Source organism: Mycobacterium sp. IDUB_5, assembly GCF_055419565.1.
Window position 1 is genome coordinate 865,439 of record NZ_JBVAXX010000001.1, and the last position, 20,965, is coordinate 886,403.

Below are 20,965 nucleotides of genomic sequence, written 5' to 3' on the forward strand. Positions count from 1 at the left end.
GATCGTGATGGCCGACCACACGTTCAACAGCATCCTGACCTGGCTGCACGACGGCTACCCGCAAGGTGTCCCGCAGAAGGACTACTTCCCGCTGCTGGCGCTGCTCTCGCGCACGCTCACCGAAGAAGAGGTCGTGCAGGCGGCCCAGACCGTGCTCAAGAGCACCGATTCCGACGAGGTCACCGAGCAGGAGATCCGTGCGGCCATCCATGTGGTGACCGACAAGGAACCCAACCCGGAGGAGATGCACCAGGTCGCGTCGCGTCTGGCGTCGGTCGGCTGGCCGCTGGCGGCCCCCGCGCGTTAGCCGCGGGTGTCGCGACGCAGCGGGTGGTCGTCGGGGACTTCGACGACGATCAGCGTCACTCCGTCGGGGTCGTGGACGTGCATCTCGATCAGCCCCCACGGCTCCTGTCGCGCTTCCCTGGAGATATCAATTCCCCTGTGGCGCAACGCATCCTGAGTCGCGGCGAGGTCGCGGACCTGTAGCCACAGCGCCCCGGGAAACGGCGGGGCACCCTCGGCGGGTGCGCCGTGGCCGGCGATTTCGATCAGCGACTGGCCGGCGTGGAACACGGTGCCCCCGGGGTACTCGCGCGCGATCGCCAGCTCGAGGCCATCGCGGTAGAACGCGACGGAGCGCTCGTAGTCCGCGGGCCGCAACAGCATCCGGCTGGCGAGGATCTCCATGGCCCGTGTCTATCACGTCAGCCGACGTGGCGGCCGACACCCCGCCAATAGGGTTCGCGCACAGCCCGTTTCAGGATCTTGCCGCTCGGGTTGCGGGGTAGTGCATCGACGAAGTCGACGCTCTTGGGCAGCTTGAAACCGCCGAGGTACGCGCGGGCGAAGTCGATGAGGGCCTGCTCGCTCGGGTGCGTTCCCACGGCGGGCACGACGACGGCCTTGACTGCCTCGCCCCAGCGGTCGTCGGGCACACCGATCACGGCGACGTCGGCCACCTCGGGATGGGCCATCAGGACGTTCTCCACCTCGGCGGGGAACACGTTCTCCCCGCCGGAGACGATCATGTCCTTGATGCGGTCGTGCAGGTACAGGCGGCCGTCTGCGTCGAGATAGCCGGCATCGCCGGTGCGCAGCCACCCGTCGGGGGCCAGCGTCGAGGCGGTGGCGTCCGGATTCTGCCAGTAGCCCAGCATGTTCTGCGCGGACCTCGTCCACACCTCGCCGATGTCGCCGGTCGGCACGTCGAGGCCGTCGGCGTCGACGATGCGAAGCTGCACCCACGGATACGCGGTGCCGCACGAGCGCATGGTCTCCGGTGTCAGCTCGGATGCGGCCAGCTGGGTGATGGATCCGGTGGTCTCGGTCATGCCGTACACCTGGGCGAACACGTCGCCGAAGCGCTGCACGCCGCGTCGCAGCACGTCATCGCTGATCGGGGATGCACCGAAGACGACGATGCGCAGGCTCGACACGTCGGCGCTCGCGATCCCGGGGGTGTCGAGCAGCATCCGCACCACGGCGGGGACGACGAGCATGTTGGTGACGCCGTGCGTCTCGATCGCGTCGAGGATCGCCACCGGGTCGACGTCGCGCAGCACCACCGTGCGCGCGCCGTGCCACAGCCCCGCGAACGCCCAGCCCGAACCGGCCATGTGGAACAGGGGCATCACGGCCATGCTGACCGCGTCGGGGCCCAGTTGCCATGGGCCGGCCACGCCGCGGGTCTTGCAGACGTAGTTGGCGTTGGACAGCATCGCGCCCTTCGGCCGACCCGTCGTCCCCGACGTGTACATCAGCAGCACCAGGTCGTCGGGCCCGGTGACGACGCCGGGGTCGGCGGCGGGATGGCCCTGTACCCAGTCGTCGAAGACGGGCCAGCGGGGGTGGGGGCCGATCGCGATGACGTGCGCGGTGAGTTGTGCCTCGAGGGCCTCGACGTGGCCGAAGAAGTCAGCGCCGACCACAATGGCGGCGGCGCCGCAGTCGGTCAGGATGTGCGCCATCTCCGCGGGTGCGAGCCGCCAGTTGATCGGCACCCCCACGGCACCCAGCTTCGCGAGCCCGGCGATCACCTCGAAGAACTCGGCACCGTTGCGGTCGATGAAGGCCACTCGATCGCCTCGACGAACACCTGCGGCCGCGAAGGCCTGGGCCACCCTGTTGGAGCGGGCGTCGAGGGCGCCGTAGGTGATGGTGCGGTCGCCGACGATCAGCGCCGGGGCGTCCGGGCGCTGCCGGCCCTGGCCGCGGACGACGTCGGCCAGCCCCGTGAAGCTCACTTCCTCGGCTGCATGCGCTGACGCTTCATGATCGTGTCGACCGCGGAAGGGGCGATGCTGTTGATCGCGTGCGCGGTGACGGCGATCCGCGGGGCGATGCTGACCGGGCGGTGCCGGGCCGCGGTGACGATCCAGCCCGCCGCCTCGCTCGCCGACAGCCCGGGCAGCCCGTCGTAGGCGCGGGTCGGGGCGATCATCGGGGTCTTCACCAGCGGGTAGTACAGCGTCGTGGCGTGCACGCCGCGGTCGCCCCACTCGGTTTCGATGATCCTGCTGATCGACGACAGTGCGGCCTTGGAGGCGTTGTAGGCGCCGAACAGCGGCGGAGACTCGGTCTTCACGCCCCAGGTCGAGACGTTGATGATGTGCCCGTCGCCGCGTTCGAGCATGCCGGGCGCCAGCCCTCGGATCAGCCGCAGCGGGCCGTAGTAGTTGAGCGTCATCGTGCGCTCGACGTCGTGCCAGCGCTCCAGGGACTCCTCCAGTGGCCTGCGGATGGAGCGCCCCGCGTTGTTGATCAGGATGTCGACGCCGCCGAACTCGGTCGCGACGGTGTCGACCAGCGCGTCGATCGCGTCGAGGTCGGACAGGTCGCAGGCGTGGGCCTGTGCACTGCCTCCGGCGTCGGTGATGCGGGTGACCAGCTCGTCGAGCAGTTCCTGGCGGCGGGCCACCGCGATCACCGTGGCGCCGCGGCGGGCCAGCTTCTCGGCTGCGGCCTCGCCGATGCCGGACGAGGCGCCGGTCAGCAGGATCCGCTTGCCGGCCAGGTCGACGATCTCCCTGTCGGGCCGGTACTGCAGCAGGGTGGGGATCAGCGGCGGCCGCATGCTCGTCAACACGACCTGCTCGGCCAGCCGCCGCAGCGGGTTCCGTGCCATGGGGCGTCCTCTCTCGCGATTTCGGCGTGGTTGTCGTCGCTCACCGACGACAACCACGCCGAAATCGCTGTCAGAAGTAGCGGGGGAAGGGGGTCCAGTCGGGGTCGCGCTTCTCCAGGAACGCATCACGCCCCTCGACGGCCTCGTCGGTCATGTAGGCCAGGCGTGTCGCCTCGCCGGCGAAGAGTTGCTGGCCCACCAGCCCGTCGTCGAGCAGGTTGAACGCGTACTTCAGCATCCGGATGGCCTGCGGTGATTTCCCGTTGATCTCCGAAGACCATTGCAGTGCAACGGTTTCCAGATCGGCGTGGTCCACGACCTCGTTGACGGCACCCATCGCGTGCATCTGCTCGGCCGTGTAGGGCCGGCCGAGGAAGAAGATCTCGCGAGAGAACTTCTGCCCGGTCTGACGGGCCAGGTAGGCCGACCCGAAGCCGCCGTCGAAACTGCCCACGTCGGCGTCGGTCTGCTTGAACCGGGCGTGCTCGCGGGACGCCAGCGTCAGATCGCACACGACGTGCAGCGAATGGCCGCCGCCGGCGGCCCAGCCGTTGACCAGGCAGATCACCGGCTTCGGCATGAACCTGATCAGGCGCTGCACCTCGAGGATGTGCAGCCGGCCGGCGCGCGCGGGGTCGACGGTCTCGGCGGTCTCGCCCGAGGCGTACTGATAGCCGGAGCGGCCGCGGATGCGCTGGTCACCGCCCGAACAGAACGCCCAGCCGCCGTCCTTGGGGGACGGGCCGTTGCCGGTCAGCAGCACGACGCCGACGTCGGAGCTCATCCGGGCGTGGTCGAGGGCCCGGTACAACTCGTCGACGGTGTGCGGCCGGAACGCGTTGCGCACCTCGGGCCGGTCGAACGCGACGCGGACGGTCGGTTGGCTGACGTGCCGGTGATAGGTGATGTCGGTCAGGTCCTCGAAGCCGGCGACCGGCTGCCACAGACTGGGGTCGAACGGGTTGCTCACCCGTCAGACGCTATCGAACCGGAACACCGAGCAGCGCCCGGCCAGCGCTTCGAACTCGTCAGGGTTCGGCCCGGTGACCAGTCCGGCGTTCTTCATGAAGCTCACCCCGGTGGGCACCAGCACCGGGAACTGCCGCAGCAGCGGACGCGCTTCCTCGGCGGACAGTTCCACCATCCGTACGGGTTCGCGGACCTTGCCCTTCTCGAGCACCGCCTCGGGGTTGGCCTGCGCGTTGCGCACCCAGTCGGCGCCGGGGAAGCCTCCGACGACGTAGCGTCGGCCGTCCACCTCGAACGGCGTGATCGGCGTCGACCGGGGCTGGCCGGACTTGCGGCCGGTGACCGTCAGCACCATCGGCCCGTCCTTGATGATCCCGATGCGTGTCGCCGCCATCAGCACTTTGTTCATCGGTTTGAGCCACCACGGCGGCCGGGGATTCGCCATGACTCTCAACGCTACAGCGGGATGCCGTGCGCCCCCAGGGCCGCGATGAGGCCGTCGCGTCGGTCCCGCGTGGGGAGCGGGTCGACGAGCGCGAACCGGCAACCCAGGGCACGTGCGCCGCCGTCGGCTTCGTCGCTGTCGCCGACCATCAGCGCACGCTCGGCGGGCACGCCGAGCTGCTCCAACGCCGCGGTGAAGATCGCCGGATCCGGCTTGGTCGCGCCCACTTCGAACGAGAGGATGAAGACGTCGACGTCGTCGGCCACGCCGATCCTCTCGAATGCGGGCCGGATGTCGAAGGCGATGTTGGACACCACGGCGGTCTTGATGCCGCGTTCTTTCAGCCCGGCCAGCACGGTCGCGGTGTCCGGGTAGGGCGTCCACCAGATCGGGTCGATCACCTTGGCGTACAACGCTTCCGCGTGGTGGCGGGCCAGCCCGGATTCGCGGAGCACATGCAGGTAGGCCTCGCGATGAAGGTGGGGGGCGAGGTCTCGGTTGACCCACGCATTGAGCGCCTCGGGCGTCATCGACACCGTCTGCCCGGTCGGCACGGTGAGCCGGTGCACCAGCTCGGCCTGCACGTGCGCGTCGACTTCTTTGTTGTCGGGGGTGTCGAGGGTCATGCCCTCGAACCAGCTGTCGTCTTCCTCGAGCCGGTACAGGGTGCCGGAGAAGTCGAACAGCACTGCATCCACGTCGGTCACGGAATCGGCCACGGGGACCATCGTGCCAGGTGTGAAACGGTCGGATTGCGGCTAACTATCCTTCTATGCGCACGCCTGAGACGTCTCTGCAGCAGATCGTCGTGGTGGTGCCCGCCCACAACGAGATCGACCGGCTGCCTGAGTGCCTGCGGGCGTTGACCACGGCGGCGCTGTGCGTGTCCGTCCCGGTGCTCATCGTGGTCGTACTCGACGCCTGCGATGACGGCAGTGAGCAGCTGGCCGGGCGCTTCGGTCCCGACGTCCACGTCGTCTCGGTCGACGCCGGCAACGTCGGTGCCGCACGTGCCGCCGGCTTCGAATACGCCCGGACCCTGCGCGACGACGGGCCGACGACCTGGTACGCGACGACGGACGCTGACAGCGTGGTCAGCTCCGACTGGTTGGTCCGGATGACCGCCCCTGGCGCCGACATGGTGCTCGGTGTGGTGCGGGTTCCGTTGTGGCGCAACCTGCCTGCCGCCGTGGTGCGTCGTTATCTGCGCGCCTATCAGTCGGATGGACCGGGGCACTCGCACGTGCACGGCGCCAACATGGGGTTCCGGGCGTCGGCCTACTGGCAGGTCGGCGGGTTCCGCGCCCTCGCGACGGCAGAGGATGCCGACCTGGTGGAGAGGTTCCTGGCGGCGCGGCTGCTCATACACCGGGACAGCGGGCTCTCGGTGGCCACGTCGGATCGCGTCGACGGACGCGCGCCGGGCGGCTTCGCCGCGCATCTGCGGGGGCTGTCCCGAAAAGCGGCCTCGTGAGTGTCGGGCTGGTCAAGCGCTGGCTGGCTGCGGGCGATCTCGAACTGCCACTGCCGGGTCGGGGTGAGACGGCGGTGCGCTGGCGACGGCTGGCCGCAATGGCGGACGAGGACGTGACGGCCGGACGGCTGGCCGAGGCACACCTCGATGCCGTGGCGATCCTCGCCGAACTCGGCGGGCCCCGTCCCGAGCCCGGGCAGTGGTGGGGTGTGTGGGCGGCCGAACCGCCCGATGCGGTGGTGTCGGCGACCGTCGATGGTGACCGGGTCCGGCTCGACGGTGTGAAGGCGTGGTGCTCCGGCGCCGGGCTCTGTTCGCACGCGCTGGTGACCGCGCAGCTGCCCGGCGACCGTCGCGGGCTGTTCGCCGTCGACCTCGGTGCGCCCGGCGTGCACCCACTGCCCAGCACCTGGCGGGCGACGGGCATGGCCGAGTCCGACACTCGATCCGTGCAGTTCGAGGACACCCCCGCGGTCGCGGTCGGCCGGCCCGGGGAGTACCTGAGCCGGCCGGGCTTCTGGCACGGCGGCGCCGGGGTGGCGGCATGCTGGCTGGGTGGTGCGCGCGCCGTCGCCCAACCGCTGTATCGACGGGCGGCCGCGGGCACTGCGGACCCGCACGCGTTGGCGCACTTGGGCGCGGTCGACGCCGCGCTCGCCGCCGCGGACGCTGCGCTGGTCGCCACCGCCGCAGCGGTCGACGCCGACCCTGCCGACGACGCCGGTCGCGGGGAACTGTTGGCCCGCCGTTTCCGAGCCATCGCGGAAACCGCGGTCGAGGAGTCCATCGGCCGTACCGCGCGAGCGCTCGGGCCGGCGCCGCTGTGCCTGGACGTCGAGCACGCGCGGCGCGTGGCCGACCTGTCCGTCTACGTCCGGCAGAGTCATGCCGAACGGGACCTGGAACGGCTGGGTGTGCTCGCGGGGACGTCGGCGTGACGGCCGCGCAGGTCGGCAACGGGGCGCGGTTCTCCGCGCAGCCCGTCCCCGACGGCGGCACCCCGACGCACGTCTGGGTCGACGCCGGTCTGCATCTGCCCGAACTGGACCTCGCCCGGTGTCCGGAGCTCGTGGTGGTCGGGGCGCATCCCGATGACGAGACCCTCGGGTTCGGTGCGACGGCGTCACTGCTGGCGCGGGCCGGCGTGCGCACGCAGATCGTGTCGGCCACCGACGGCGGAGCGGCCTACCCGGATCTGTCCGTCCTGCAGCGGTACCGGCTCGAGCAGACGCGACGTGACGAATTGCGCCGGGCGGCAACCGCATTGGGGATGTACGCGCCGGTGAGTCTCGGACTGCCCGACGGGCGGGTGGGGGATCACGAGCGGCGGCTCACCGACCTGCTAGTCGAGATTCTCGACGGGAAGCCGGCGGGCACCTGGTGTGCCGCTCCGTGGCGCGGGGACGGCCACCCCGATCACGAGGCGGTCGGTAGGGCTGCTGCGGCCGCGGTCGAGGAGACCGGTGGGGTGCTGGTGGAGTACCCGGTGTGGATGTGGCACTGGTCGTTTCCGGGAGACGACGCCGTACCGTGGCAGCGCGCGCGGATGGCCCGGCTCACCGCCGAGGCGCTGGAGATCAAGCGACGAGCCGCGCGGTGCTTCGAAAGCCAGTACACCGCACCGACTCCCGGCGGGGCCCCGGTCCTCCCGCCGGAGGTTCTGCATCGCCTCCTGACGGTCGGCGAAGTAGCGTTCTGTTGAGTGCCCGGCTGCCCGACGCGTTCTTCGACCGCATGTACGCCGAGGCGGACGATCCGTGGTCGCTGGGTACGCGGTGGTACGAGGAGCGCAAGTACGCGATCACGATGGCGTTGCTGCCGTACCGGCGCTACCGCCGCGCATTCGAACCGGGATGTTCGGTCGGTGTGCTCACCGAGCGGCTGCTGCGCCGCTGCGACAGGATCACCGCGATCGATGTGAGCGTCGCGGCGCTGGACGCCACGCATCGGCGCTTGGCCGCGGCGCGGGTGATCGGCCGTGCTGACCTGCGGCGTGCATCGCTCGACTCGCCATGGCCGAACGGGCCTTTCGACCTCGTCGTGCTGTCCGAGGTGTGCTACTACCTACAGCCGGAGACGCTGCGGGCGGTGCTCGAGCGTGAGATCCCGCGGCTGCCACGCCCCGCAACGGTCGTGGCCGCGCACTGGCGCCACGCCGTGGCCGAGTATCCGATGACCGGCGACCACGCCAACGAGATCATCACGCAGACTCCCGGTCTGCACCGTCTCGGCGGTTACCGCGACGACGATGTCGTCATCGACGTGTTCGACACGGCGGGTGGCGATTCCGTCGCCACCCGCACCAACATCCCGGGCGCCTAGCACCGGCGAGCGCACGCACGCTCACACGTTCCTGGCCGCGCCCTCCCAGAACTGCGCCCGCACCGCCTTCTTGTCCGGCTTGCCCAACGCGGTCACCGGCACGGAGTCGACCACCACCACCTGCTTGGGCGTGTGCACCGAACCCTTGCGCTCCTTCACAGCCGCCTGGATCTCGCTGATCATCGTCTCCACGGCACCCTCGTCGGACGCGGCGTCTGGCCGCAGCACCACCACGGCCGTCACCGCCTCGCCCCACCTTTCGTCGGGCGTGCCGATCACGCACACCTGCGCCACTGAAGGATGTTCTGCCACAACGTCTTCCACCTCGCGGGGGAACACGTTGAAGCCGCCGGTGACGATCATGTCCTTGGTGCGGTCGACGATGTAGTAGAAGCCGTCGGAGTCCTCGCGGGCGAGGTCTCCGGTGTGCATCCACCCGTCCTTGAACGTGTCGGCGGTGGCGTCCGGCAGCTTCCAGTACCCGCCCGAGAGCAGCGGCCCGGACACGCAGATCTCGCCCACCTCACCCTGTGGCACCGGCTTCCCGTCGTCGCCGAGCAGCGCCACCCGGGCGAACAGCGTCGGCCGCCCACAGGAGGTCAGCCGCTTCTCGTCGTGGTCCTTCTTCGAAAGGTAGGTGATCACCATCGGCGCTTCGGACTGCCCGTAGTACTGCGCGAAGATCGGCCCGAAGCGACGGATCGCCTCCTTCAGCCGTACCGGATTCATCGCCGACGCACCGTAATACACCGTCTCCAGTGACGACAGGTCACGCGTGTGGGAGTCCGGATGATCCATCAGCGCGTAGATCATCGACGGCACCAGCATGGTCGCGGTGATCTTCTGCTCCTCGATGACGCGCAGCACCTCGGCCGGGTCGAACTTCGTCAGCACGATCAGCTCGCCGCCTTTGACGACGACGGGGGTGAAGAACGCGGCGCCGGCGTGCGAGAGCGGCGTGCACATCAGGAAGCGCGGGTTCTCCGGCCACTCCCACTCGGCCAGCTGCACGGTCGTCATCGTGGTGATCGACTGCGTCGTTCCCATCACGCCCTTGGGCTTGCCCGTGGTGCCGCCGGTGTAGGTCAGCCCGCCGATGTGGTCAGGCGGCAGGTCCGCCGCGACCAGTGGCTTCGCCGGGTACTTGGCGGCCTCGGCGGTCAGGTCCACCGCGACGTCGGCCAGCTCGGACGGAACGGGTCCGACGGTCAGGATCTGCTTGAGGGAGGGCACTTTGTCCAGCAGCCCCAGCGCCCGTTCGACGAACATCGGGTTCGGATCGATGATCAGCGAGCTCACCTCGGCGTCGGACAGCACGTACGCGTGATCGTCGAGCGAGCCGAGAGGGTGTAGTGCCGTACGCCGGTAGCCCTGGGTCTGGCCGGCGCCGATGATCATCAGGACTTCGGGCCGGTTGAGGGACAGCAGCCCGACCGCGGCACCGGTTCCTGCCCCCACCGCTTCGAACGCCTGGATGTACTGGCTGATGCGATCGGCCAGCTCACCCCCGGTGAGCGTGGTGTCGCCGAGGAACAGCACGGGCCGGTCGCGGTGCCGCTTCAGGGCGCCGACTGTCAGGTGTCCGGAGTGCACGGGGTGCCGCAGCAGATCGGTCATGGCCTACAGACTAGAACGTGTTCCAATTTCAACCAAGCCTCCCTCACCGGGTACTCGCGCCACGTCACGCCTCTCGCCGCAGGGTCGATCCATCGAAACAACAGCCCCGACGCACAGCGGCGTGGCACGCTGCTGACCATGGCTGATCTGCCCGAACCCCGCTTCCTCGACGAACGCGTCGCCCACTGGGCCGCGACCCAACCCGACGCGGAGGCGATGGACTTCCTCGACCGGAACTGGACCTGGGCGCAGTGGGACGACCGCATCCGCCGCCTGGCCGGTGCGCTCACCGAGCGCGGTATCGGCCGGGGGGACGTCGTCGCGTTCCTCGACAAGAATCATCCCGCCTGCATCGAGCTGACCATCGCCGCCGCTTCGCTGGGTGCGGCCACCGCGATCATCAACTTCCGCCTCGCCGCCGACGAACTCGACTACGTGCTGGGCGACTCCGATGCCAAGGTGCTCATCGCCGGCAAGGAGTTCATGGGCTCGATCGACAAGATCCGCGACAAGCTCACCACCATCGAGCACGTCATTGCGGTGACGCCCGAGGGCGACGACGAGTACGAGAAGATCCTGGAGGCATCGACGCCGGTCCAGCGGTCCGACGACGTCGAACCCGACGACGTCGCGATCATCATGTACTCCTCGGGCACCACCGGACGTCCCAAAGGTGTCGAGCTGACGCAGGCCAACATCATCGCCCACACCGTCAACGCCCACGAGGGGTTCGAGTTCGACGAGGGTGACAAGAACATGGTGTCGATGCCGCTGTTCCACGTCGGCGGATCGTCCTACGCGCAGTTCGCGATTCACGACGGGTTCCCCAGCGTGATGACCCGCGAGGTCGACGGCGCGTCCCTGGCCGGCGCCATCTTCAAGGGCGCCAACCGCACCTTCCTCGTCCCGGCCGTGCTGGCCAAGGTGCTCGACTCGGGTGAGGACGCGGTGAAACTGTTCGCGTCACTGAAGACCTACGGGTACGGGGCGTCGCCGATGCCGCTGCCGTTGCTGCGGCGGGCGCTCGAGGCGTGGCCTGAAACGGATTTCATCCAGGCCTACGGTCTGACCGAACTGTGCGGGGTGATCAGCCACCTGCTGCCCGAGGCGCACCGCGATCCCGGCCGCGAGGAAAGGCTCTCCAGCGCAGGAACTCTGGTGCCCAACGCCGAGGTGCGCGTCGTCGATCCCGACACCCTCGACGAGGTGCCCGCCGGTGAGCAGGGCGAGTTGTGGTTCCGCTCACCACAATTGATGAAGGGCTATCACAACAAGCCCGAGGCCACCGCGGAGGCGATCACCGAGGACGGCTGGTTCCGCACCGGTGACATCGGCCGCGTCGACGACGGGGGCTACATCTTCGTCGAGGACCGGCTCAAGGACATGATCATTTCCGGCGGCGAGAACATCTACTCCATCGAGGTGGAACGCGTGCTGGCCGAACACGAGGCCGTGGTCGAGGTCGCGGTTATCGGTGTGCCCGACGAGAAGTGGGGCGAGGTCGTCAAGGCGGTCGTCGTGGTCGAACAAGAGGTGTCCGAGAAGGACCTGATCGCGTTCGCCCGCGAGCGCCTGGCCGCCTACAAGTGCCCCAAGACCATCGACATCACCGACGAGCTGCCCCGCAACCCCACCGGCAAGGTCCTGAAAAAGGAACTGCGCAAGCCGCATTGGGACAACAGGGACCGCGCGACGGTCTAGATCGCTGGTCTAGATCGATACGACGACCTCGTTGCGCCGCCGGAACGGCAGCGTCCACGGCGGATCGTAGAACCACCCTGTTGTCTCGCCGACGGGTTCGATGCCGTTGTCCCGCAGTGTCATTCGCAGCTCTTCGCTGCGGGCGGCGATGGCGGCGGCGCTGCGGTCGCCGGTGAACGCCAGCACCGCGACGGTCGCGGGCGGCACCGTCACCAGCCGGACGTTCTCGTCGTCGGGTGTCGGGAGGGTCGCAAGAGACCACTTCGACGGCATGAAGAACCGGACTGTCCACCCGTCGTCGGCGTTGCCGGTCTGGGAGACGGGCGCGGTCATCGCGATCTCCTCTGGGTCCGTTTTTCCGGCGGCCTGGCTCACCGGTGCGGTCATCGCGATCTCGGTGTCGCGGTGGTTGCCGCCGAAGATGTAGCCGGCCAGTCGCCGGAACCCGGCGTTGAGTGCTTTTTGCTTCTCACCGGTGACCGTCGTCTCGGCGGCGATCCGTGAGCCGTACTGGCGGATCTCCACCCGATCGGTCAGCGGCCGCCTGATGTAGTGGGGTTCCTCGACGGTCCGCACGCCGACGATGGACAGCGCGGACTCGCCGAGCTGGCTGGCGAACTTCAGTATCGGATTCACGGCACCTTCCTTCCCGGTAACTCATCGAACTATTCGCCGCCGCCCCGCGGGCAGATGGGTCCTAAGGTGGCGGCGATGGACCTCGCCGACCTCCTCGACCGCGTGCATGTCGTCTCCCTGCCGATGCGCGTGCGGTTCCGTGGCATCACGACGCGGGAGGTAGCGCTGATCGACGGCCCCGCCGGCTGGGGTGAGTTCGGCGCATTTCTCGAATACGGCCCCGCCGAAGCCGCGCACTGGCTGGCCGCCGCGATCGAGGCCGCCTACCAGCCCTTGCCGCCGACGCGGCGGGACCGCGTCCCGATCAACGCGACCGTGCCTGCCGTCACGGCCGCGCAGGTCCCCGAGGTGCTGGCCCGGTTTCCCGGCGCCCGCACCGCGAAGGTGAAGGTCGCCGAGCCCGGCCAGACCCTGGCCGACGACGTCGCGCGGGTGAACGCCGTCCGCGCCGTCGTGCCCACCGTGCGCGTCGACGCCAATGGCGGCTGGAGTGTCGAGGACGCCGTCGCCGCCGCTGCGGCCCTGACAGCCGACGGGCCGCTGGAGTATCTGGAGCAGCCGTGCGCGACGGTGCCCGAGCTGGCCGACGTGCGTCGCCGGGTCGACGTCCCGGTCGCCGCCGACGAGAGCATTCGCAAGGCCGACGACCCGCTGCACGTGGTCCGCTCCGGGGCGGCGGACGTCGCGGTGCTCAAGGTCGCCCCGCTGGGCGGGGTGCGTGCCATGCTCGCGATCGCCGCGCAGATCGACATCCCGATCGTGGTGTCCAGCGCCCTCGATTCCGCGGTTGGTATCGGAGCCGGCCTGGTCGCCGCCGGCTGCCTGCCCGAACTGCACCACGCCTGCGGCTTGGGCACCGGGAGCCTGTTCGTCGAGGACGTCGCCGAGCCCACCCCGCCCGTCGACGGGTTCCTGAGCGCCGGGGCAGTCATCCCGGAACCGGCCCGACTCGCGGCACTGGCAGCCGACGCTCAACGACGGCAGTGGTGGATCGACCGCATCCGCGAGTGCTGGCCTTTCGTGTCCTGATCTGTGGGATGCATGGCCTGGACGCCATGAGCTCCTGTCCCCGAGACTGAGGACCATGGCGCGGCAGGTCCTCATCCTCGGGTTCGAGGGTGTGCAGGCGCTCGACATGATCGGCCCGTTCGACGTATTCACGGGCGCGTCGCTGTATGCCGGCAGTGTCGGCGCCGACGGCTACGACGTCCGCGTCGTGTCCGTGGACGGTGAGCCGGTCAGCACCGGCACCGGCCTGACACTCGTCGCCGACCCGCTCCCCGATCCCGCCGCGCCCGTCGACACGGTCGTGCTGCCCGGCGGAATCGGCACCGAGGCCGCCCGTAAGGACGCCGACCTCGTCGACTGGATCGTCGCCGTCGCGCCCCACGCCCGCCGCCTCGTCAGCGTGTGCAGCGGCGCGGTGCTGGCTGCACAGGCGGGTCTGCTCGACGGGTGCGTCGCCACCACGCACTGGGCGTTCGCGCCGCAGCTGGCGTCGGAGTTCCCATCCATCACCGTCGACCCGGACCCGATCTTCATGCGCAGTTCGGATCGGGTGTGGACGGCCGCGGGCGTCACCGCGGGTATCGATCTCGCGTTGGCGTTGGTGGAAGACGACCTCGGCACCGACGCCGCGCAGACGGTGGCCCGCCACCTGGTGATGTACCTGCGCCGGCCGGGCGGACAGACGCAGTTCGCGGCCCCGGTGTGGATGCCTCGCGCACGCCGCACCCCGATCCGTGACGTGCAGGAAGCCATCGAGGCGGCACCCAGCGGAACCCACAGCATCGCCGAGCTGGCGCGTCGCGCGGCGATGAGCCCGCGGCACTTCACCCGGGTGTTCAGCGAGGAGGTCGGTGAGGCGCCCGGCGCGTACGTCGAGCGGATCCGCGTCGAGGCCGCCCGCCGCCAGCTGGAGGAAACCGACGATCCCGTCACCGTGATCGCCGCGCGCTGCGGATTCGGCTCGGCCGAGACGCTGCGCCGCACCTTCGTCCGCCGCCTCGGCATACCCCCTGACCACTATCGGAAGACGTTCGCCTGAAAGGAGATCCGACCATGCAGGTCGCGATCGTGCTCTATCCCGGGTTCACCGCACTGGACTTCATCGGACCCTACGAATGCCTGCGGTTCCTGCCCGACACCGAGGTCCGCTTCGTGTGGCACGAGCCCGGGCCCATCGCCGCGGACTCCGAGGTGCTGCTCGTCGGGGCCACCCACAGCTTCGACGAGACCCCGTCGCCGGACGTCGTGCTGATCCCCGGCGGTATGACCACGCTCGAGCACGCACGTGACAAGCGAGTGCTCGACTGGGTGCGGCGTGCGCACGAGACATCGACGTGGACGGCGTCGGTGTGCTCGGGGTCGGTGATCCTGGCCGCCGCGGGGCTGCTCACGGGGAAGCGGGCGACGTCGCACTGGGCGGCGCTGCCGGTGTTGCGGACGTTCGGCGTGACGCCCGTCGGCGACGAGCGGATCGTGGCCGCCGACGAGCGCATCGTGACCGGCGCCGGCGTCTCCGCGGGTATCGATCTGGGGCTGTGGCTGACCGGTCGCATCGGTGGCGAGGCCAAGGCGAAGGCCATCCAGCTGTCGATGGAGTACGACCCGCAGCCGCCGTTCGACTCCGGGCACATGTCGAAGGCGTCCGCGTCGACCAAGGCCGCCGCGACCGCGCTGATGACCCGCGACCTGGCCACACCCGCGTCGCTGGCGGCAGCCGGCGGCCTGATGTGGGACGCCGCGCTGCACTCCGTGCGACTTCGGCGTGCTCGTCGTCGCTCAGCGAAGACAATCACGCCGAAATCGCCGACCGGATGACAGCGATCACCCGGTCGGGATACTCCGTGAGGTCCAGCCAAGTGAACCTGAGTACCTGCCAGTTCAGCAGCATGATGTGGTTCTGGCGCGTCCGGTCGATCTGGAATTCCTTCGCGCCGCTGTGGAACGCGAACCCGTCGACCTCGATGGCGACGTGTGCGCTGGGAAACGCCACGTCCACGCGATATCCGCCGACCGGATAGTTGGCCTTCCATCCGGTGATTCCGGCGGATCTGAGCAACGTGAGCAGTATCCGTTCGGCATGCGACCGCGCTCCGTGGTCGGCCGCCTGGAGTAGACGGCGCGAGCGCGGCGCGCCGTGTCGACCCTTGTGTCTCAGGTGCGCTTGCCACAGCGGCTGCAGCTCGGTCTTCTTCTGCAGCGCTGTGTCGAGCAGTCTGGCGCCCCCGCCCCTGCGCGCAGCGGCCTCGACGACCGTGAGATGAAGAGCGGTCACCCTCAGGCCGGTCATTTCGACGACGTCGCGCGAGACGAGATCTCGTCGACGCGGTCGCGTCCCGGAGTGCTGTCTGCCGTTGCTGTTGCGAGGGACGGTGACCTCCACGGTTTCGGGTGCGAACGCCGTGAGGCCATGCCACCAGGCGGCAGCCAACCCGCTTGCTGCCGCCCGGGACCCGTAACCCCACACCGCGGCGCGGATTCGCGCAGCGTCGGTGAACGGCTGGTCATTGACCGAATACACGCCGCGGCCGCGGCGAATCCAGTGCCCGGATGTGACGCGGCGCTGGACCGCGGCGTGGCTGAGGCCTGACGCGCGGGCCTGGTCGAGCGTGATGACGCCGTCGTGGCGTCGCAGATAGTCATCGAGCATGCATAGACGGACGCGCGAGCCGCCCGCCCGGTTCCACCCCGCGCGATTTCGGCGTGGTCGTCGTCGCTGACCGTCGATAACCACGCCGAAATCGCAGTCAAGTAGCGTCGTCGGGGTGAATTTGGCCTACGACGAACGCGGGACCGGCGATCCGGTGCTCTTCATCGCCGGTCGCGGGGGCGCTGGTCGGACCTGGCATCTGCATCAGGTGCCGGTGTTCGCCCGCGCGGGCTACCGATGTGTGACATTCGACAACCGCGGCGTGGGTGCCACGGAGAACGCCGACGGGTTCACGACCGAGACCATGGTCGGCGACGTCGTCGACATCATCGACAAGCTCGGTTTGGCCCCGGTGCGCATCGTCGCGCTGTCGATGGGCTCCTACATCGCCCAGGAGTTGATGGTCGCGCGCCCCGAGCTGGTGCGCTCCGCGGTCTTGATGGCCACCCGCGGGCGCCACGACCGCGCCCGCGACTTCTTCTGGCGTGGCGAGCAGGCGCTGGCCGAGTCGGGGATCGATCTGCCCGTCGAGTTCGAAGCGAAAGTGCGCCTGCTGGAGAGTTTTTCGCCGAAGACGCTGAACGACGACAACGCGGTGCGCGACTGGATCGACATGTTCACGATGTGGCCGCAGAAGCCGACCCCGGGCATGCGCACGCAGCTGTCGATCGCACCCCAGAGCAGCCGCCTGGCCGCCTACCAGAACGTGGTTACGCCCGCGCTGGTGATCGGGTTCGCCGACGACGTGGTGCTGCCTGCCTACCTCGGCCGCGAGGTGGCCAACGCGATGCCGAACGCGACGTTCCTGGAGATCCCGGGCACCGGGCACCTGGGCTTCATCGAGAAGCCGCAGGTCGTCAACACCGCGATCCTCAATTTCTTCGCCGATACCCTGTAGTGGTGAACCCCTCGACCGTGCAGGCTCGGGTGGTCGTCGACGAGCTCGTCCGCGGCGGCGTCCGCGACGTCGTCCTGTGTCCTGGCTCGCGCAACGCGCCACTCGCGTTCGCCCTGCACGACGCCGACCGGGCCGGCCGCCTGCGGCTGCACGTCCGCATCGACGAGCGCACCGCCGGCTTCCTGGCCATCGGCCTGGCGGTCGCGCAGGGTGCCCCGGTGTGCGTGGCGATGACGTCGGGTACCGCGGTGGCCAACCTCGGGCCGGCGGTGGTGGAGGCCAACTACGCCCGTGTCCCGCTGATCGTGCTGAGCGCGAACCGGCCCTACGAGCTGCTCGGCACCGGCGCCAATCAGACTTTCGAACAGCTCGGCTACTTCGGCACCCAGATGCGGGCCAACATCAGCCTCGGCCTGGCCGAGGACGTCCCGGAGAAGATGGCGTCGTTAAACGCGCAATGGCGCTCGGCGACGTGCCGGGTGGTGGTGGCGGCGACGGGCGCGCGTTCGGCCAACGCCGGGCCGGTCCAGTTCGACATCCCGCTGCGTGAGCCGCTGGTGCCTGCGGTGGACGAACCGGGCGAGCCCTACGCCCCGGAAGGTCGCCCGCAGGGCCGGCCGTGGACGATCACCCCGCCGGTCACGTTCGACCAGCCGCTGGACATCGACCTCACCCCCGACACGGTCGTCATCGCCGGCCACGGCGCGGGCGCGCACCCGAACCTGGCGCATCTGCCCACGGTGGCCGAGCCGACCGCGCCCTATGCGGCCAACCCGCTGCATCCGTTGGCGCTCAACCTGATTCGGCCCCGGCAGGTCATCATGCTCGGCCGCCCGACCCTGCACCGGCCGGTGTCGGCGCTGCTGGCCGACCCGTCGATTCCGGTGTACGCGTTGACCACTGGGCCGCGGTGGCCGGACGTGTCGGGCAACTCCCAGGCGACGGGCACCCGGACGGTCACCTCGGGTGTGCCGAATCTCGACTGGCTCGACCGGTGCACGCAGGCGAACCGACAGGCGTGCGAGGCGGTCCTCGGCCAGCTCGCCGCCCACCCGCTGACCACCGGGCTCCATGTCGCTCAGGCCGTCGCCGACGCGGTACGCCCCGGTGACCAGTTGGTACTGGGTGCAAGCAATCCGGTGCGCGACATCGCGTTGGTCGGCTTCAACACCCCGGACGTCAGGGTCCGCTCGAACCGGGGAGTCGCCGGGATCGACGGCACGGTGTCGACGGCCATCGGCGCAGCCCTGGCCCACGAACGTGCCACCGGGGGCCGCACCGTCGCGTTGATCGGTGACCTCACGTTCGTGCACGACAGCTCGGGTCTGCTCGTCGGCCCGACTGAGCCGCTACCGAAGGCGCTGACCATCGTGGTGTCGAACGACAACGGCGGCGGCATCTTCGAGCTGCTCGAACAGGGCGATCCGAGGTTCGCCGACGTGTCCTCGCGTATTTTCGGCACCCCGCACGACGTCGACGTCGGCGCCCTGTGCCGCGCCTATCACGTCGAAAGCCGTCAGATCGAGGCGGGCCAACTGTCTTCCGCTCTCGACGAACCGCACGACGGGATGCGGGTGCTGGAGGTCAAGGCTGATCGGTCGTCGTTGCGGGCACTGCACGCGTCGATCAAGGCTGCCCTGTGACGGCACTGCTCGCGCGCCTGAGGGCGTTGTGGCAGTTCATCATTCCCCATCTGTACGGCGAGCCGGGGGAGACGCGTCGGGGCCGGGTTCTGCGGCGGGTTCGGATCGGCATCGTCGTGGTGGCGTGCCTGGTGACGCTGCAGTCGGTGCTTCTGATGGTGGGCGCGTGGCGTAACGACCGTCAGATCGAGCGGCACATGGGGGTGGCTGAAGCGACGGTGCTGGACGCGGGTCCGCGACGGTCGACGATCGAGTTCGTCACTCCCGACAGGGTGACCTACCGGCCGGAACTGGGTGTTCTGTATCCGTCGGAGCTCGAGAACGGCATGCGGATCTACGTCGAATACGACACCAACAACCCGGATTTGGTGCGGGTACAGGATCGTGACGCATCGCTGGCGATCATCCCGGCAGGCTCGATCGCGGTCCTGGGATGGCTTGTCGCCGGTGCCGCGTTGGGCGTCACCGCGCTGGTGCAGCGCCGCATCGATGGGCCCGAAACCCAGGACGCACCGGCGGAACCTCAGGGCGCGACGAGCTGATCCAGCCAGTCGGCGTCGGAGATGTCGACCTTCTGTCCGGAGGCCAGGTCGACCACGGTCGGGGTGCCGACGTTGACCGGGTCGGCGGTGTAGAGGGATTCGAAGTTGGCGTCCTCCAGGGCGGCGACGTCGACCACCTCCTGAGCCTTGGCGATGTTGTCGGCCACGGGTTCGGGAAGCCCTGAACTCCGTGCGATGGTGCGTAGTTCGTCGCCGGTGAAGGCCGGTCCACCCGGATCCTGTTGTGCCCACAGCTCTTCGACGAAGCGCTGGAACTGCACACCTGACGTCGTCGAGTCGCCTGCGGGCTCGGCGGCTGCGAACAGCGCATTGACTACCGCCGCCGAATAGCCCTGTCCCTCCTCGTCGAGGAACGTCAGAGGGCGATACGTGACCTGAACTCCGCCGACTGCCAGGTAGTAGGCGATCTGATCCCCGAACTGCTCCTGGAGGTCGTGGCAGTGGGTGCACTGCGGCTCGGTGAAGATCTCGATCTGTGCGGGTGCGTCGTCGAATCCGGCGACGATGCCGTACCCGTCGTCCGACAGGGCCAACGGGGCGGTGACGGGATCGGGGCGGGCAGTACCGGTGACCTCTTTCGCGCAGCCCACGGTGCCGAGCAGCAGTCCGAGCACGAGCACGAGCCGCACCGTCCGCGTTGTCCGCATGTCGGGAAGGATAACGCCGCACCACGGGCAATTCGCGCGACATATCCCTGCCCGCAACCTGCGGGACAGGTCGTGATGTCACCGTCATGTCGTGCGCGTCGCAATCGTCGCAGAGTCGTTCCTCCCGAATGTCAACGGCGTCACCAACTCGGTGCTTCGGGTGATGGAGCATCTCCGTCGTACCGGTCACGAGGTCCTGGTTATCGCCCCCGACACCCCGCGTGGCCAGCCCGCCGCTGACCGGCTGCACGACGGCACCCGTGTCCACCGCGTGCCGTCCATGATGTTTCCGAAGGTCACCTCGCTGCCGCTGGGTGTACCGCGGCCGCGGATGGTGGGCGTACTGCGCGGGTTCGATCCCGACGTCGTGCACCTGGCGTCGCCGGCGCTGCTGGGCTGGGGCGGTGTGCACGCTGCCCGTCATCTGGGCGTCCCCACGGTCGCGGTGTTCCAGACCGACGTGGCCGGCTTCGCGCAGAGTTACGGCGTCGGCGTGATGTCGCACGCCGCGTGGGCGTGGACCCGCCGCCTGCACAGCAAGGCCGACCGCACCCTCGCGCCGTCCACCGCGGCGATGGAAGACCTTGTCGCGCATCGCATCCCCCGAGTGCAGCGGTGGGCGCGCGGGGTGGATGTCACCGGCTTCGCGCCGTCTGCGCGTGACGAGCAGCTGCACCGGACGTGGTCGCCCGAGGGCAAGCCCGTCGTCGGCTTCGTCGGCAGGCTCGCCCCCGAGAAGCACGTCGAGCGGCTCGTCCCGCTGGCAGAGCGCGACGACATCCAGGTCGTCATCGTCGGCGACGGCGTGGACCGGGCGAAGCTTGAGCAGCGGCTACCGCGGGCGGTGTTCACCGGTGCGCTCTACGGTGCCGAGCTCGCCGCGGCCTACGCCAGCATGGACGTCTTCGTCCACCCGGGCGAGCACGAGACGTTCTGCCAGGCGGTGCAGGAGGCGATGGCGTCGGGGGTGCCGGTGATCGCTCCGGACGCGGGCGGCCCGCGCGATCTCGTGGCCCCGTACCGCACCGGGCTGTTGCTGCCGGTGGCCGAGTTCACCGACCGGCTCTCGGAGTCGGTGAACCATCTCGTCGCCGAGCGGCGGCGCTACGCCGTGGCGGCGCGGCGCAGTGTGTTGGGCCGTACCTGGCCCGTGATCTGCGATGAGCTGCTCGGTCACTACGACGACGTGGTCGGCCGCCGAGGTGCGCGCGCCGCCTGAGTTTGCTCCCTGTCAGGGTGGGTATCTGCACCTGGCTGTGTCAGCTCGG

At 69.4% G+C, this 20,965-nt stretch carries 23 protein-coding genes; 13 read left to right on the plus strand and 10 right to left on the minus strand.

Translation table 11 applies throughout. The annotated features are described in order from the left end of the window. Positions 1-7: 7 nt before the first annotated feature. On the plus strand, positions 8-307 hold the full coding sequence (locus tag ACZY1G_RS04295) for a DUF3349 domain-containing protein (RefSeq protein WP_463813782.1): 300 nt from the start codon (positions 8-10) through the stop codon (positions 305-307). On the opposite strand, the gene ACZY1G_RS04300 is transcribed toward ACZY1G_RS04295, so the two are convergent. The 6 genes from ACZY1G_RS04300 to ACZY1G_RS04325 all read right to left on the minus strand — a co-directional run bounded on the left by ACZY1G_RS04300 (position 304) and on the right by ACZY1G_RS04325 (position 5,269). Beyond that, positions 304-690, minus strand: coding sequence for a VOC family protein (locus ACZY1G_RS04300; protein ID WP_463813783.1), 387 nt, complete (start codon positions 688-690; stop codon positions 304-306). The two genes, ACZY1G_RS04295 and ACZY1G_RS04300, sit on opposite strands and share 4 nt — an antisense overlap. A 17-nt stretch (positions 691-707) precedes the next feature. After that, a complete protein-coding gene (locus ACZY1G_RS04305; protein ID WP_463821683.1) occupies positions 708-2,246 on the minus strand; it encodes a long-chain-fatty-acid--CoA ligase in 1,539 nt (512 codons plus the stop codon). Continuing rightward, positions 2,243-3,127: an SDR family oxidoreductase gene (locus ACZY1G_RS04310; protein WP_463813785.1), complete on the minus strand. Its 885-nt coding sequence runs from the start codon at positions 3,125-3,127 to the stop codon at positions 2,243-2,245. Before ACZY1G_RS04310 ends, ACZY1G_RS04305 begins: the two co-directional genes overlap by 4 nt. Positions 3,128-3,197: 70 nt before the next feature. Continuing rightward, a complete protein-coding gene (locus tag ACZY1G_RS04315; RefSeq protein ID WP_463813786.1) occupies positions 3,198-4,097 on the minus strand; it encodes a 1,4-dihydroxy-2-naphthoyl-CoA synthase in 900 nt (299 codons plus the stop codon). Positions 4,098-4,100: 3 nt separating this feature from the next. After that, positions 4,101-4,541, minus strand: a complete 441-nt coding sequence (locus ACZY1G_RS04320) for a nitroreductase family deazaflavin-dependent oxidoreductase (RefSeq protein ID WP_463813787.1) — start codon at positions 4,539-4,541, stop codon at positions 4,101-4,103. Between the two features lie 11 nt (positions 4,542-4,552). After that, positions 4,553-5,269, minus strand: a complete 717-nt coding sequence (locus ACZY1G_RS04325; RefSeq protein WP_463813788.1) for an HAD family hydrolase — start codon at positions 5,267-5,269, stop codon at positions 4,553-4,555. Positions 5,270-5,313: 44 nt separating this feature from the next. Here ACZY1G_RS04325 and ACZY1G_RS04330 point away from each other — a divergent pair, with 44 nt between their 5' ends. Genes ACZY1G_RS04330 through ACZY1G_RS04345 form a run of 4 tightly spaced genes read left to right on the plus strand, consistent with a single transcriptional unit; the run spans position 5,314 to position 8,337 of the window. After that, complete coding sequence (locus ACZY1G_RS04330; RefSeq protein WP_463813789.1) at positions 5,314-6,015, plus strand: glycosyltransferase family 2 protein; 702 nt, start codon at positions 5,314-5,316, stop codon at positions 6,013-6,015. Continuing rightward, complete coding sequence (locus tag ACZY1G_RS04335; protein WP_463813790.1) at positions 6,012-6,953, plus strand: acyl-CoA dehydrogenase family protein; 942 nt, start codon at positions 6,012-6,014, stop codon at positions 6,951-6,953. Before ACZY1G_RS04330 ends, ACZY1G_RS04335 begins: the two co-directional genes overlap by 4 nt. Beyond that, positions 6,950-7,717 carry a PIG-L deacetylase family protein gene (locus tag ACZY1G_RS04340; protein ID WP_463813791.1) on the plus strand — a complete coding sequence of 256 codons (768 nt, stop codon included), beginning with the start codon at positions 6,950-6,952 and terminating at the stop codon, positions 7,715-7,717. The genes ACZY1G_RS04335 and ACZY1G_RS04340 overlap by 4 nt, the downstream gene beginning before the upstream one ends. Continuing rightward, the gene (locus tag ACZY1G_RS04345) at positions 7,714-8,337 is read left to right on the plus strand and encodes an SAM-dependent methyltransferase (protein ID WP_463813792.1); all 624 of its coding nucleotides are present in this window, start codon (positions 7,714-7,716) and stop codon (positions 8,335-8,337) included. The genes ACZY1G_RS04340 and ACZY1G_RS04345 overlap by 4 nt, the downstream gene beginning before the upstream one ends. Positions 8,338-8,358: 21 nt before the next feature. Here the strand turns inward: ACZY1G_RS04345 and fadD8 are convergent, their stop codons facing one another. Further along, positions 8,359-9,954, minus strand: a complete 1,596-nt coding sequence (fadD8, locus tag ACZY1G_RS04350; RefSeq protein ID WP_463821684.1) for a fatty-acid--CoA ligase FadD8 — start codon at positions 9,952-9,954, stop codon at positions 8,359-8,361. Positions 9,955-10,092: 138 nt separating this feature from the next. On the opposite strand from fadD8, the gene ACZY1G_RS04355 reads away from it, so the two are divergent. Continuing rightward, a complete protein-coding gene (locus ACZY1G_RS04355; protein ID WP_463821685.1) occupies positions 10,093-11,655 on the plus strand; it encodes a long-chain-fatty-acid--CoA ligase in 1,563 nt (520 codons plus the stop codon). Between the two features lie 9 nt (positions 11,656-11,664). On the opposite strand, the gene ACZY1G_RS04360 is transcribed toward ACZY1G_RS04355, so the two are convergent. Further along, complete coding sequence (locus ACZY1G_RS04360; RefSeq protein WP_463821686.1) at positions 11,665-12,291, minus strand: SOUL family heme-binding protein; 627 nt, start codon at positions 12,289-12,291, stop codon at positions 11,665-11,667. A 75-nt stretch (positions 12,292-12,366) separates the two neighbouring features. Here ACZY1G_RS04360 and ACZY1G_RS04365 point away from each other — a divergent pair, with 75 nt between their 5' ends. From ACZY1G_RS04365 to ACZY1G_RS04375, 3 genes are read left to right on the plus strand one after another with little or no spacing between them, the layout of a single operon-like run. Further along, a complete protein-coding gene (locus ACZY1G_RS04365) occupies positions 12,367-13,320 on the plus strand; it encodes an o-succinylbenzoate synthase (RefSeq protein ID WP_463821687.1) in 954 nt (317 codons plus the stop codon). A gap of 55 nt (positions 13,321-13,375) precedes the next feature. After that, positions 13,376-14,338, plus strand: a complete 963-nt coding sequence (locus ACZY1G_RS04370) for a GlxA family transcriptional regulator (RefSeq protein WP_463821688.1) — start codon at positions 13,376-13,378, stop codon at positions 14,336-14,338. 14 nt (positions 14,339-14,352) lie between these two features. Then, positions 14,353-15,114: a DJ-1/PfpI family protein gene (locus tag ACZY1G_RS04375; RefSeq protein WP_463821689.1), complete on the plus strand. Its 762-nt coding sequence runs from the start codon at positions 14,353-14,355 to the stop codon at positions 15,112-15,114. Here the strand turns inward: ACZY1G_RS04375 and ACZY1G_RS04380 are convergent. After that, positions 15,089-15,946, minus strand: a complete 858-nt coding sequence (locus tag ACZY1G_RS04380; RefSeq protein ID WP_463821690.1) for a type IV toxin-antitoxin system AbiEi family antitoxin domain-containing protein — start codon at positions 15,944-15,946, stop codon at positions 15,089-15,091. The genes ACZY1G_RS04375 and ACZY1G_RS04380 overlap by 26 nt on opposite strands. A gap of 115 nt (positions 15,947-16,061) precedes the next feature. Here ACZY1G_RS04380 and ACZY1G_RS04385 point away from each other — a divergent pair, with 115 nt between their 5' ends. The 3 genes from ACZY1G_RS04385 to ACZY1G_RS04395 are packed head-to-tail and all read left to right on the plus strand — an operon-like array spanning position 16,062 to position 19,029. Then, complete coding sequence (locus tag ACZY1G_RS04385) at positions 16,062-16,844, plus strand: alpha/beta fold hydrolase (RefSeq protein ID WP_463821691.1); 783 nt, start codon at positions 16,062-16,064, stop codon at positions 16,842-16,844. 2 nt (positions 16,845-16,846) lie between these two features. Further along, a complete protein-coding gene (gene menD / locus ACZY1G_RS04390) occupies positions 16,847-18,487 on the plus strand; it encodes a 2-succinyl-5-enolpyruvyl-6-hydroxy-3-cyclohexene-1-carboxylic-acid synthase (protein ID WP_463821692.1) in 1,641 nt (546 codons plus the stop codon). Continuing rightward, entirely contained in the window at positions 18,484-19,029 is a 546-nt protein-coding gene (locus ACZY1G_RS04395) for a DUF3592 domain-containing protein (RefSeq protein ID WP_463821693.1), read from the plus strand. The genes menD and ACZY1G_RS04395 overlap by 4 nt, the downstream gene beginning before the upstream one ends. Here ACZY1G_RS04395 and ACZY1G_RS04400 read toward each other — a convergent pair. Continuing rightward, on the minus strand, positions 19,011-19,697 hold the full coding sequence (locus tag ACZY1G_RS04400; protein ID WP_463821694.1) for a DsbA family protein: 687 nt from the start codon (positions 19,695-19,697) through the stop codon (positions 19,011-19,013). The two genes, ACZY1G_RS04395 and ACZY1G_RS04400, sit on opposite strands and share 19 nt — an antisense overlap. 91 nt (positions 19,698-19,788) lie before the next feature. Here ACZY1G_RS04400 and ACZY1G_RS04405 point away from each other — a divergent pair, with 91 nt between their 5' ends. Next, positions 19,789-20,916: a glycosyltransferase family 4 protein gene (locus ACZY1G_RS04405; RefSeq protein ID WP_463821695.1), complete on the plus strand. Its 1,128-nt coding sequence runs from the start codon at positions 19,789-19,791 to the stop codon at positions 20,914-20,916. Positions 20,917-20,965 lie beyond the last annotated feature (49 nt).

Excerpts from the sequence above, each read along its gene's own strand:
- ACZY1G_RS04375 (WP_463821689.1), top strand. The coding sequence starts at position 14,353 with ATGCAGGTCGCGATCGTGCTCTATCCCGGGTTCACCGCACTGGACTTC.
- ACZY1G_RS04310 (WP_463813785.1), bottom strand. The coding sequence starts at position 3,127 with ATGGCACGGAACCCGCTGCGGCGGCTGGCCGAGCAGGTCGTGTTGACG.
- ACZY1G_RS04325 (WP_463813788.1), bottom strand. The coding sequence starts at position 5,269 with ATGGTCCCCGTGGCCGATTCCGTGACCGACGTGGATGCAGTGCTGTTC.
- ACZY1G_RS04380 (WP_463821690.1), bottom strand. The coding sequence starts at position 15,946 with ATGCTCGATGACTATCTGCGACGCCACGACGGCGTCATCACGCTCGAC.
- ACZY1G_RS04295 (WP_463813782.1), top strand. The coding sequence starts at position 8 with ATGGCCGACCACACGTTCAACAGCATCCTGACCTGGCTGCACGACGGC.
- ACZY1G_RS04320 (WP_463813787.1), bottom strand. The coding sequence starts at position 4,541 with ATGGCGAATCCCCGGCCGCCGTGGTGGCTCAAACCGATGAACAAAGTG.
- ACZY1G_RS04365 (WP_463821687.1), top strand. The coding sequence starts at position 12,367 with ATGGACCTCGCCGACCTCCTCGACCGCGTGCATGTCGTCTCCCTGCCG.
- ACZY1G_RS04300 (WP_463813783.1), bottom strand. The coding sequence starts at position 690 with ATGGAGATCCTCGCCAGCCGGATGCTGTTGCGGCCCGCGGACTACGAG.
- ACZY1G_RS04330 (WP_463813789.1), top strand. The coding sequence starts at position 5,314 with ATGCGCACGCCTGAGACGTCTCTGCAGCAGATCGTCGTGGTGGTGCCC.
- fadD8 (WP_463821684.1), bottom strand. The coding sequence starts at position 9,954 with ATGACCGATCTGCTGCGGCACCCCGTGCACTCCGGACACCTGACAGTC.
- ACZY1G_RS04355 (WP_463821685.1), top strand. The coding sequence starts at position 10,093 with ATGGCTGATCTGCCCGAACCCCGCTTCCTCGACGAACGCGTCGCCCAC.
- ACZY1G_RS04400 (WP_463821694.1), bottom strand. The coding sequence starts at position 19,697 with ATGCGGACAACGCGGACGGTGCGGCTCGTGCTCGTGCTCGGACTGCTG.
- ACZY1G_RS04370 (WP_463821688.1), top strand. The coding sequence starts at position 13,376 with ATGGCGCGGCAGGTCCTCATCCTCGGGTTCGAGGGTGTGCAGGCGCTC.